Annotated in this window: 8 protein-coding genes; 7 read left to right on the top strand and 1 reads right to left on the bottom strand. The window is 58.7% G+C overall.

Annotated features, from left to right (window positions below; translation table 11 throughout):
* Positions 1 to 81 precede the first annotated feature (81 nt).
* The 7 genes from cmoM (at position 82) to ENTCL_RS14205 (ending at position 10,704) form a co-directional block, all read left to right on the top strand.
* Positions 82 to 876: a tRNA uridine 5-oxyacetic acid(34) methyltransferase CmoM gene (gene cmoM / locus ENTCL_RS14235; RefSeq protein ID WP_013366845.1), complete on the top strand. Its 795-nt coding sequence runs from the start codon at positions 82 to 84 to the stop codon at positions 874 to 876.
* Entirely contained in the window at positions 869 to 2,191 is a 1,323-nt protein-coding gene (mukF, locus tag ENTCL_RS14230) for a chromosome partition protein MukF (protein WP_013366844.1), read from the top strand. The genes cmoM and mukF overlap by 8 nt, the downstream gene beginning before the upstream one ends.
* Positions 2,172 to 2,876 (top strand): chromosome partition protein MukE, encoded by a 705-nt coding sequence (gene mukE, locus ENTCL_RS14225; protein ID WP_013366843.1) that lies wholly within the window; start codon positions 2,172 to 2,174, stop codon positions 2,874 to 2,876. Before mukF ends, mukE begins: the two co-directional genes overlap by 20 nt.
* On the top strand, positions 2,876 to 7,324 hold the full coding sequence (mukB, locus tag ENTCL_RS14220) for a chromosome partition protein MukB (protein ID WP_013366842.1): 4,449 nt from the start codon (positions 2,876 to 2,878) through the stop codon (positions 7,322 to 7,324). Before mukE ends, mukB begins: the two co-directional genes overlap by 1 nt.
* Positions 7,325 to 7,501: 177 nt before the next feature.
* Positions 7,502 to 9,310, top strand: coding sequence for a L,D-transpeptidase (gene ldtD / locus ENTCL_RS14215; RefSeq protein WP_013366841.1), 1,809 nt, complete (start codon positions 7,502 to 7,504; stop codon positions 9,308 to 9,310).
* A 179-nt stretch (positions 9,311 to 9,489) separates the two neighbouring features.
* A complete protein-coding gene (gene mepK, locus ENTCL_RS14210; RefSeq protein WP_044612148.1) occupies positions 9,490 to 10,041 on the top strand; it encodes a peptidoglycan L,D-endopeptidase MepK in 552 nt (183 codons plus the stop codon).
* A 15-nt stretch (positions 10,042 to 10,056) separates the two neighbouring features.
* Positions 10,057 to 10,704: an MBL fold metallo-hydrolase gene (locus tag ENTCL_RS14205; RefSeq protein WP_013366839.1), complete on the top strand. Its 648-nt coding sequence runs from the start codon at positions 10,057 to 10,059 to the stop codon at positions 10,702 to 10,704.
* A gap of 45 nt (positions 10,705 to 10,749) precedes the next feature.
* Here ENTCL_RS14205 and ENTCL_RS14200 read toward each other — a convergent pair whose 3' ends face one another.
* Positions 10,750 to 11,940 (bottom strand): amino acid aminotransferase, encoded by a 1,191-nt coding sequence (locus tag ENTCL_RS14200; protein ID WP_013366838.1) that lies wholly within the window; start codon positions 11,938 to 11,940, stop codon positions 10,750 to 10,752.
* Between the last annotated feature and the right edge of the window lie 89 nt (positions 11,941 to 12,029).

Raw genomic sequence — 12,029 nt, 5'->3', positions numbered from 1 at the left:
AGCGATATTACACCAGATAGCTTCCCTCTCGCTGTGGGTGTGACAAAATAGACGTTTTGTCACGGGCGGGTGGAGTCGGTCATGCAGGATCGCAATTTTGATGACATTGCGGAAAAGTTTACACGCAATATCTATGGCACCACCAAAGGCCAGCTGCGTCAGGCTATCCTGTGGCAGGATCTCGATGCGCTGCTGGCGACGTTTGGCTCCCGGCCGTTGCGTATTCTGGATGCCGGCGGCGGCGCCGGGCAGACCGCCATTCAGATGGCGGAGCGCGGGCACCACGTGACGCTGTGCGATCTTTCCGCGGCGATGATAGCCCAGGCCGAACAGGCGGCGCGGGATAAAGGTGTGAGCCGCAACATGCATTTTGTACAATGCGCGGCTCAGGATATTGCACAGCATTTGGAAAGCCCGGTTGATCTGATATTGTTTCATGCGGTGCTGGAGTGGGTGGCGGAGCCGCAGGCGGTATTGCGCACCCTGTGGTCGGCGCTACGCCCGGGCGGCGCGTTATCATTAATGTTCTACAATGCTAACGGTCTGCTGATGCACAATATGGTGGCCGGGAACCTCGAGTACGTACAGGCAGGCATGCCGAAAAAGAAAAAACGCACGCTGTCGCCGGATTATCCCCGCGATCCGCAGCGGGTTTATCGCTGGCTGGAAGAGATGGGCTGGCGGATAACCGGCAAGACCGGCGTACGGGTGTTTCATGATTACCTGCGTGAGAAGCACCAGCAGCGAGAGAAGTATGACGATCTGCTGGCATTAGAAACGCGTTATTGCCGCCAGGAACCCTGGGTCAGCCTTGGGCGGTATATTCATGTCACAGCGCTAAAGCCGCAGGTAGATACAAGGATAAACGATGAGTGATTTTTCCCAGACAGTCCCCGAACTGGTTGCCTGGGCCAGAAAAAATGATTTTTCTATCGCGCTGCCGGTGGACAGGCTCTCGTTCCTGTTGGCCGTCGCAACGCTGAACGGCGAACGGCTTGAAGGGGAACTCACCGAAGGCGAACTGGTGGACGCGTTTCGCCACGTCAGTGATGCGTTTGAGCAAACCAGCGAAACCATTAGCGTACGCGCCAATAACGCGATCAACGACATGGTGCGTCAACGTCTGCTGAACCGCTTTACCAGTGAGCTGACGGAAGGCAATGCCATCTACCGCCTGACGCCGCTGGGCATCGGCATCACGGATTATTACATCCGCCAGCGCGAATTTTCGACGCTGCGCCTCTCAATGCAGCTCTCCATTGTGGCAGGGGAGCTCAAACGCGCCGCCGATGCGGCCGAAGAGGAGGGGGATGAGTTTCACTGGCATCGCAACGTGTATGCGCCGCTGAAGTATTCCGTCGCGGAAATTTTTGACAGTATCGATCTTACCCAGCGCCTGATGGACGAACAGCAGCAGCAGGTGAAGGACGATATCGCCCAGCTGTTGAACAAAGACTGGCGGGCGGCGATTTCCAGCTGCGAACTGCTGCTTTCCGAAACCTCGGGCACGCTGCGCGAGCTGCAGGACACCCTCGAGGCGGCGGGCGATAAGCTGCAGGCCAACCTGCTGCGGATTCAGGACGCCACGCTGACGCACGACGATCTGCATTTTGTCGACAGGCTGGTGTTTGACCTGCAAAGCAAGCTTGACCGTATCGTCAGCTGGGGCCAGCAGGCTATCGATCTATGGATCGGCTATGACCGCCATGTGCATAAGTTTATTCGTACCGCTATCGATATGGATAAAAACCGCGTCTTCGCCCAGCGCCTGCGCCAGTCGGTGCAAAACTACTTTGATGCGCCGTGGGCGCTGATCCACGCCAATGCCGATCGTCTTCTGGATATGCGCGACGAAGAGATGACGCTGCGTGATGAAGAAGTGACCGGCGAGCTGCCGCCGGACCTGGAATACGAAGAGTTTAACGAAATTCGCGAGCAGCTTGCGGCGCTGATTGAGCAGCAGCTCGCCGTTTATAAAGATAAATCGCTGCCGCTGGATCTGGGTCTGGTGGTGCGTGAATATCTGGCGCAGTATCCGCGAGCCCGCCACTTCGACGTGGCGCGTATTGTGGTGGACCAGGCGGTACGACTGGGCGTTGCGCAAGCAGACTTCACCGGACTGCCGCCGAAGTGGCAGCCGATTAATGATTACGGAGCCAAGGTACAGGCACATGTCATCGACAAATATTGAACACGTGATGCCAGTTAAGCTGGCGCAGGCCCTGGCCAACCCGTTATTTCCGGCGCTGGACAGCGCGCTGCGCTCAGGCCGTCACATCGGCCTCGACGAGCTGGATAATCACGCCTTTTTGATGGATTTCCAGGAGTATCTGGAAGAGTTTTACGCGCGCTATAACGTAGAGCTGATTCGCGCGCCGGAAGGGTTCTTCTATTTGCGCCCGCGCTCCACCACGCTTATCCCGCGCTCGGTGCTGTCTGAGCTGGATATGATGGTTGGCAAGATCCTCTGCTATCTCTACCTCAGCCCGGAGCGCCTGGCCAATGAAGGCATCTTCACGCAGCAGGAGCTGTATGACGAGCTGCTGACGCTGGCGGATGAGGCCAAGCTGCTGAAGCTGGTGAATAACCGTTCGACGGGGTCCGACCTCGACAGGCAGAAGCTGCAGGAGAAGGTGCGCTCGTCGCTGAACCGCCTGCGCCGTCTGGGAATGGTGTGGTTTATGGGACACGACAGCAGCAAATTCCGCATCACGGAGTCGGTGTTTCGTTTCGGCGCCGATGTGCGCTCAGGCGATGACCCGCGCGAAGCACAGCTGCGTATGATCCGCGACGGCGAGGCGATGGCCATTGAAAACCACCTGCAGCTCAATGACGAGAATGAAGACAACCAGCCGGATAGCGGGGAGGAAGAGTAATGATTGAACGCGGAAAGTTTCGTTCGCTAACCCTGATTAACTGGAACGGTTTTTTTGCCCGCACCTTTGACCTTGACGAGCTGGTGACTACGCTCTCGGGCGGCAACGGCGCCGGGAAATCCACCACCATGGCGGCGTTTGTTACGGCGCTGATCCCGGATTTGACGCTGCTGCACTTTCGTAACACCACCGAGGCGGGCGCCACCAGCGGCTCCCGCGATAAGGGCCTGCACGGTAAGCTGAAGGCGGGCGTCTGTTATTCAATGCTCGATGTGGTGAACTCTCGCCACCAGCGCGTGCTGGTCGGCGTGCGCCTGCAGCAGGTCGCGGGGCGCGATCGCAAGGTTGATATCAAGCCGTTTGCGATTCAGGGGCTGCCAATGTCGGTGCAGCCAACGCAGTTGGTCACCGAAACGCTCAGCGATCGCCAGGCGCGCGTACTGACCCTCCAGGAGCTGAAAGACAAGCTCGATACCATGGAAGGCGTGCAGTTCAAGATGTTCAACTCCATTACCGATTATCACTCGCTGATGTTCGATTTAGGGGTTGTTGCTCGCCGTCTGCGCTCGGCTTCCGACCGTAGTAAATATTACCGTCTGATTGAAGCCTCGCTCTACGGCGGTATTTCCAGCGCCATCACCCGTTCGCTGCGCGACTACCTGCTGCCGGAAAACAGCGGCGTGCGTAAGGCATTCCAGGATATGGAAGCGGCGCTGCGCGAAAACCGCATGACGCTGGAAGCGATTCGCGTCACGCAGTCCGACCGCGATCTGTTTAAGCACCTGATTTCCGAGGCCACCGACTATGTGGCGGCGGACTATATGCGCCATGCCAACGAGCGGCGGATCCACCTCGACAAGGCGCTGGAGTTCCGCCGCGAGCTGCTGACCTCGCGCCAGAAGCTGGCGGCCGAGCAGTATAAGCACGTCGATATGGCGCGCGAGCTGCAGGAGCATAACGGGGCGGAAGGGGATCTGGAGGCCGATTACCAGGCCGCCAGCGATCACCTGAACCTGGTGCAAACCGCGCTGCGCCAGCAGGAAAAGATCGAGCGCTATGAGGCCGATCTCGACGAGCTGCAGATTCGCCTGGAAGAACAGAATGAAGTGGTGGCGGAAGCCGCCGATCTTCAGGAAACAAACGAAGCCCGGGCGGAAGCCGCCGAGCTGGAAGTGGATGAGCTGAAAAGCCAGCTTGCGGACTACCAGCAGGCGCTGGACGTGCAGCAAACCCGCGCTATCCAGTACACCCAGGCGCTGCAGGCGCTGGAGCGCGCGAAGGCGCTGTGCCATCTGCCGGACCTGACGCCGGAAAGCGCCGACGAATGGCTGGAAACGTTCCAGGCTAAAGAACAGGAAGCGACCGAAAAGCTGCTGTCTCTCGACCAGAAAATGAGCGTGGCGCAAACGGCCCACAGCCAGTTTGAGCAGGCCTACCAGCTGGTGGCGGCGATTAACGGCCCGGTTGCGCGCGATGAGGCCTGGGACGTGGCCCGCGACCTGCTGCGCGAAGGCATGAAGGCGCGCCATCTGGCGGAGCAGGCGCCGTCGCTGCGCGGCCGTCTGAACGAGCTGGAGCAGCGTCTGCGTGAACAGCAGGACGCCGAGCGTCTGCTGGCTGAATTCTGCAAGCGTCAGGGCAAGCAGTACGATATTGACGAGCTGGAGACGCTGCATCAGGAGCTGGAAGCGCGTATCGCCTCCTTGTCCGATACCGTGTCTTCCGCCAGCGAAAAACGCATGGCGCTGCGCCAGGAGCTGGAGCAGCTGCAGAGCCGTATTCAGGTGCTGCAGCAGCGCGCGCCCGTCTGGCTGCAGGCGCAAAGCAGCCTGACGCAGCTTTCCGAGCAGTGCGGCGAGCAGTTCGAATCCGGTCAGGACGTGACGGAATACCTGCAGCAGCTGCTGGAGCGCGAGCGTGAAGCGATTGTTGAGCGTGATGAAGTCGGGGCGCGTAAGCGCGCCGTCGACGATGAAATTGAGCGTTTAAGCCAGCCGGGCGGCTCTGAAGACCCGCGTCTTAACGCGCTGGCGGAGCGTTTTGGCGGCGTGCTGCTGTCGGAAATCTACGACGACGTCAGCCTTGAAGATGCGCCGTACTTCTCGGCGCTGTACGGCCCGTCGCGCCACGCGATCGTGGTGCCGGACCTGTCGCTTATCGCCGAGCAGCTGGAAGGGCTGGAAGACTGCCCGGAAGACCTGTACCTCATCGAAGGGGACCCGCAGTCGTTTGACGACAGCGTCTTTAGCGTCGACGAGCTGGAAAAAGCGGTGGTGGTGAAAGTCGCCGATCGCCAGTGGCGCTATTCGCGCTTCCCGGCGGTACCGCTGTTCGGCCGCGCGGCGCGGGAAAACCGCATCGAGGGCCTGCATGCGGAGCGTGAAACGCTGTCTGAACGTTTCGCCACGCTGTCCTTCGACGTACAGAAAACCCAGCGTTTGCACCAGGCGTTCAGCCGCTTTATCGGCAGCCATCTGGCCGTTGCGTTTGATGCCGACCCGGAAGCGGAAATCCGCAAGCTGAACAGCCGCCGCGGCGAGCTGGAGCGTGCCATCAGCACGCATGAGAGCGATAACCAGCAGAGCCGGATGCAGTTCGATCAGGCGAAAGAGGGCGTGGCTCAGCTTAACCGCCTGCTGCCGCGCCTTAATCTGCTGGCCGACGACACGCTGGCCGATCGGGTCGATGAGATTCGCGAGCGTCTGGACGAGGCGCAGGAGGCCGCGCGCTTTGTGCAGCAGCACGGCAACCAGCTGGCGAAGCTGGAGCCGATTGCCAGCGTCCTGCAAAGCGATCCGGAGCAGTTTGAACAGCTGAAAGAAGATTACGCGTATTCCCAGCAGGTTCAGCGCGATGCCCGCCAGCAGGCGTTCGCACTGACCGAAGTGGTGCAGCGTCGCGCTCACTTTGGCTACAGCGACTCAGCGGAAATGCTGAGCGGCAACAGCGATCTGAACGAAAAGCTGCGCCAGCGCCTTGAACAGGCCGAAGCGGAGCGCGCGCGCGCGCGCGAAGCGATGCGTAACCACGCCGCGCAGCTGAGCCAGTACAGCCAGGTGCTGGCATCGCTTAAGAGTTCGTTCGATACCAAGAAAGAGCTGCTGACCGACCTGCAGCGCGAACTGCAGGACATCGGCGTACGCGCCGACAGCGGGGCGGAAGAGCGGGCGCGTTCGCGTCGCGATGAGCTGCATGCTCAGCTCTCCAATAATCGCGCCCGCCGCAATCAGCTGGAAAAAGCGCTGACCTTCTGCGAAGCCGAAATGGACGGACTGACGCGTAAGCTGCGTCAGCTGGAGCGCAGCTATCTGGAAATGCGTGAACAGGTGGTGAGCGCGAAAGCAGGCTGGTGCGCAGTCATGCGGATGGTGAAAGATAACGGCGTTGAGCGCCGCCTGCACCGTCGCGAGCTGGCCTACCTTTCCGCCGACGAGCTCCGTTCAATGTCGGATAAGGCGCTGGGCGCGCTGCGTCTGGCGGTGTCCGATAACGAACATCTGCGCGATGTGCTGCGTATGTCGGAAGATCCCAAGCGTCCGGAGCGCAAGATTCAGTTCTTCGTGGCCGTATACCAGCATCTGCGCGAGCGTATCCGCCAGGATATCATCCGCACCGACGATCCGGTGGAAGCCATCGAACAGATGGAGATTGAACTGAGCCGCCTGACGGAAGAGCTGACGGCGCGCGAACAGAAGCTGGCCATCAGCTCGCGCAGCGTGGCGAACATCATTCGCAAGACCATTCAGCGCGAACAGAACCGTATCCGGATGCTCAACCAGGGGCTGCAGAGCGTCTCCTTCGGGCAGGTTAACAGCGTGCGTCTGAACGTGAACGTCCGCGAAACCCATGCGACGCTGCTTGAGGTGCTTTCAGAGCAGCACGAGCAGCATCAGGATCTGTTTAACAGCAATCGCCTGACCTTCTCGGAAGCGCTGGCGAAGCTGTACCAGCGCCTGAACCCGCAGATTGATATGGGGCAGCGCACGCCGCAAACCATCGGCGAGGAGCTGCTGGATTACCGCAACTATCTGGAGATGGAGGTTGAGGTTAACCGCGGCTCCGATGGCTGGCTGCGTGCGGAGTCCGGCGCGCTGTCCACCGGGGAGGCTATCGGTACCGGTATGTCTATCCTGGTGATGGTGGTGCAGAGCTGGGAGGACGAAGCGCGTCGCCTGCGCGGCAAGGATATTTCGCCATGCCGACTGCTGTTCCTTGACGAAGCGGCGCGTCTTGACGCCCGCTCTATCGCCACGTTGTTCGAGCTGTGCGAGCGTCTGGAGATGCAGCTGATTATCGCGGCGCCGGAAAATATCAGTCCGGAAAAAGGCACGACCTACAAGCTGGTGCGTAAAGTGTTCCAGAACCACGAACATGTGCATGTGGTGGGTCTGCGCGGTTTTGCCGCGCAGCTACCGGAAACGCTGCCCGGTACGGCAGACGCCTCCTGACGAGGCGTGGGGCAAAAAGGGCGACAGCGATGTCGCCTTTTTTGTTATTCCCTCTGCCGCTGCGTTGTATTATCTTTAAACTTCTTTACATTTGGTCAGGCAAAAGTATTTTTGTCTTTATATACTGAGAGCAAGCCCCGGTGGGTGTGGGCAGTAACGATTAACAGGGGGCAAGGGATGTTGCTGAAGAATAGTTATGGTCGTCGATTGTCAGCGCTGAGTTTATGCCTGACGCTCGCATTTGCTCCGCTGTTTAGCGCTCAGGCCGATGAGCCTGAGCTGGTGCCAACGGACGGCTCCGCAACGCTTGGCGATCCTTCGCAGGCGCTGGCGCAAACGGAAGGGCAATCCCCAACGGTCGCGATGATGGCGGGAGAGAAAGCCATGCCTGCCGATGTCGTCGCGAAAAGCCGTACGGAAATCCTCTCTCTTTTGCCAAAAGGTTTCACTCCGGCGTTTATTAATCCGCTGGTGGCGCTCTATGCCGCCCGCGATATGAAGCCGATGTGGGACAACCGCGATGCCGTCCAGGCGTTCCAGCAGCAGCTGGCGGAAGTGGCTATCGCCGGGTTTCAGCCGCAGTTTACCCGCTGGGTTGAACTGCTTACCGATCCGAACGTCAGCGGTATGGCGCGCGACATCGTCCTGTCTGATGCCATGCTGGGTTACCTGCACTTTATCAGCAATATCGCCCTGCAGGGAAACCGCTGGCTGTATAGCGACAAGCCTTATGGCATGTCGACGCCGCCGCTGTCGGTCATCAACCAGTGGCAGCTGGCGCTGGATAACGGGTCGCTGCCGCGGTTTATCGCCGGGCTTGCGCCGCAGCATCCGCAGTATGCCGCGATGCATCAGGCGCTGCTGGCGCTGGTGACCGATTCGCGTCCGTGGCCGCAGATGGCGTCCTCCGGGAAGCTGAATCCGGGGCAGTGGAGTAAAGATGTTCCGGCCCTGCGCGAAATTTTGCAGCGAACCGGGATGCTGGATAATACGCCGAATATCGCACTGCCGGGCGACAGCGGCGCGGTCAGCCCGTCGGCGGCGCCGGTGAAAAAGGTTAAAGCCGCGAGCAGCGCGCCCGCAGTTTACGATCGCCAGCTGGTTGAGGCGGTAAAACGCTTTCAGGCTTCGCAAGGACTGGGGGCGGACGGCGTGATTGGGCAGTCGACGCGCGACGCGCTTAACGTCAGTTCGGCGCAGCGCGCGGGCGTGCTGGCGCTCAACATTCAGCGCCTGCGTCTGCTGCCGGGGAAACTGTCTACCGGCATCATGGTCAATATCCCGGCCTATTCGCTGGTGTATTACCAGAACGGCAGCCAGGTGCTGGCCTCGCGGGTGATAGTCGGCCGTCCGGATCGTAAAACGCCGATGATGAGCAGCGCCCTGAACAACGTGGTGGTGAATCCGCCGTGGAACGTGCCGCCAACGCTTGCGCGTAAAGACATTCTGCCGAAAGTGTGGAATGACCCGGGATACCTGGAACGCCACGGCTATACGGTTTTGCGCGGCTGGAACAGCAAAGAGACCATTAACCCGTATCACGTCGACTGGTCAACCATCACGCCGTCGAACCTGCCGTTCCGTTTCCAGCAGGCGCCGGGCGCGAAGAACTCGCTGGGACGCTACAAATTCAATATGCCGAGCTCTGAGGCGATTTACCTGCACGATACGCCGAACCACAACCTGTTCCAGAAAGATACCCGCGCGCTGAGCTCGGGCTGCGTCCGCGTCAATAAGGCGCCGGAGCTGGCAAGTATGCTGCTGCAGGACGCTGGCTGGAACGATACGCGGATTTCGGATGCGCTGAAGCAGGGGGATACCCGCTATGTCAATATTCGTCAGAACATCCCGGTGAACCTCTACTACCTGACCGCGTTTGTTGGTCCTGACGGGCGTACCCAGTATCGTACAGATATTTACAATTACGATCTCATGGCGCGATCTGGCGCACAAATCCTGCCAAAAGCAGAGCAATTAATCAGGTAAATGAAGCAGTTCAGATAATTCAGGTGTCGTATGAGTGGGTAAAAACGGGCCAGTTCGTCTGCAGGGCCTGTATTTACTGGGGTTGGGCCACCTTGACGTCGGCTGCGATGACGGTTAAGGTGCCCTTCGTGCGCCAGAAGTGCATAAATTACGATCATTTACTTGTAGACCTGATTATCATGGACAAATTTGACGCTAATCGCCGCAAACTGCTGGCGTTGGGTGGTGTTGCGTTCGGCGCAGCGGCCATCCTGCCGACGCCAGCATTTGCCACCCTCTCGACACCTCGTCCGCGTATTTTGACGCTCAACAACCTGCATACCGGTGAGTCAATCAAAGCGGAGTTCTTCGATGGCAGAGGCTATATTCAGGATGAATTAGCAAAACTTAACCATTTTTTCCGTGATTTTCGCGCGAATAAAATAAAATCCATCGATCCAAAACTCTTTGATCAACTCTACCGTCTCCAGGGACTGCTTGGCACCAATAAGCCCGTTCAACTCGTTTCCGGTTATCGCTCCCTGGATACCAACAACGAGCTGCGCGAGCGTAGCCGTGGGGTGGCGAAACACAGCTACCACACTAAGGGCCAGGCGATGGATTTTCATATTGAAGGCATTTCGTTAAGCAATGTTCGCAAAGCGGCGTTATCTATGCGCGCGGGTGGTGTAGGATATTACCCAAGTAGCAACTTTGTGCACATTGATACCGGTCCAACCCGGCACTGGTAACGACCTAGGAGCATCATGAACTATCGTATTATTCCGGTTACCGCTTTCGCCCAGAACTGTTCGCTTATCTGGTGTGAGCAAACCAAACTCGCCGCGCTGGTGGACCCGGGCGGCGACGCTGAACATATCAAACAGGAAGTCGCGGCAGCTGGCGTGACGTTGATGCAGATCCTGCTTACGCATGGCCATCTTGACCATGTGGGAGCAGCAGCGGAACTGGCGCAGCATTACGGTGTGCCGGTTATCGGACCGGAAAAAGAAGATGAGTTCTGGCTGCAAGGGCTACCGGCGCAAAGCCGGATGTTCGGCCTTGAGGACTGCCCGCCGCTGACGCCGGATCGCTGGCTTAACGAAGGCGATACGGTGAGCGTAGGCAATGTGAGTCTGCAGGTGCTGCACTGTCCGGGGCATACGCCGGGCCATGTCGTGTTCTTTGATGATGCGTCGCGGCTGTTGATTTCTGGCGACGTGATTTTCAAAGGTGGAGTAGGGCGGAGCGATTTCCCGCGCGGTAACCACGCTGAGCTTATTGCCTCTATTAAGCAAAAGCTGATGCCGCTTGGCGATGACGTGACCTTTATTCCCGGCCACGGCCCGCTGTCGACGCTCGGCTATGAGCGCCAGCACAACCCGTTCCTGCAGGACGAAATGCCCGTCTGGTAAACGTAAAAAAGGCCGCGATAGCGGCCTTTTTCTTTGGTCGTGGACTTAAAGCACCGCGACAATCGCCTCGCACAGCGGTGCCATATTGTCAGGCGTCATCCCGGCGACGTTAATACGTCCGGACGCAACGGCATAAATGCCGAACTCCTCGCGCAGACGCAGAACCTGCTCTTTGGTCAGCCCGCTGAAAGAGAACATCCCATTTTGACGGGTAATGAAGCTGAAATCGCGGCTGGCGCCTTTCTCAGCCAGCGTGTTGACGAACAGCAGACGCATGCGCTGAATGCGCTGGCGCATGTCGGTCAGCTCTTGTTCCCAGATAGCGCGCAGCGCGTCATTGCTCAGAATAGTGGCGACAACGGATGCCCCATGCGCTGGCGGGTTGGAGTAGTTGGCGCGAATGACGGACTTCATCTGGCTGAACGCGCGATCGGCGGCGTCAGCGTCGGCGGCAACCAGTGTACAGGCGCCTACGCGCTCGTTGTACAAGCCAAAGTTTTTCGAGAAGGAGCTGGCGACCAGCAGCTCTTTATGCAGCGCCGCAAACGCGCGCAAGCCTTCCGCATCCTCTTCCAGACCGCGGGCAAAACCCTGGTAGGCGAAGTCAAACAGCGGTAACCAGCCTTTTTCGACGGACATCGCCGCCAGCTGCTGCCACTGCTCGAAGGTTGGGTCAATACCGGTTGGGTTATGGCAGCAGCCGTGGAACAGCACCACGTCGCCTGCCTGGGCCTCGTTCAGGCTTGCCAGCAGCCCGTTGAAATCAAGGGCGTGATTCTCAGCGTCATAATAAGCGTATTCGCACACTTCCAGACCGGCGGAGTTAAACACGCCTTTGTGGTTCGGCCAGCTCGGATTGCTGACCCACACGCGCTTCGCGGAGGTATTTTTTGCGAGGAAATCGGCGGCGACGCGCAGGCCGCCGGTGCCGCCCGGCGTTTGCGCGGTGCGGGCACGTTTATCGTTGATAATGGCGTTGCCTTTACCGAACAGCAGTTCCTGAGTGCAGCGGCCAAATTCCGGGATCCCGTCAATGCTGAGATAATTTTTCGTGGTTTCATTTTCCAGCAAATAGAGTTCTGCTTTTTTTACGCTGGTCAGTACCGGGGTTTTCCCGGTCTCATCTTTGTAAACACCAATCCCGAGGTTAATTTTCGTCGGACGGTCATCGGCACGAAACAGGTCGGCCAGGCCCAGAATTGGGTCGGCAGGGGCGGCAGTTATGTTCTCAAACATGACGAGGTTCCATTGTGATTACTGAGGGGAAAATCCACTCTCAGGTTAACGGTAGATTCATAAAAAGCCAACCGTTTGCGACGAAAAGC

It is taken from the genome of [Enterobacter] lignolyticus SCF1 (genome assembly GCF_000164865.1).
Lineage (GTDB): Bacteria > Pseudomonadota > Gammaproteobacteria > Enterobacterales > Enterobacteriaceae > Enterobacter_B > Enterobacter_B lignolyticus.
Note: the sequence above shows the minus strand (reverse complement) of the source record. Positions and strands in the feature narration are given on the sequence as shown.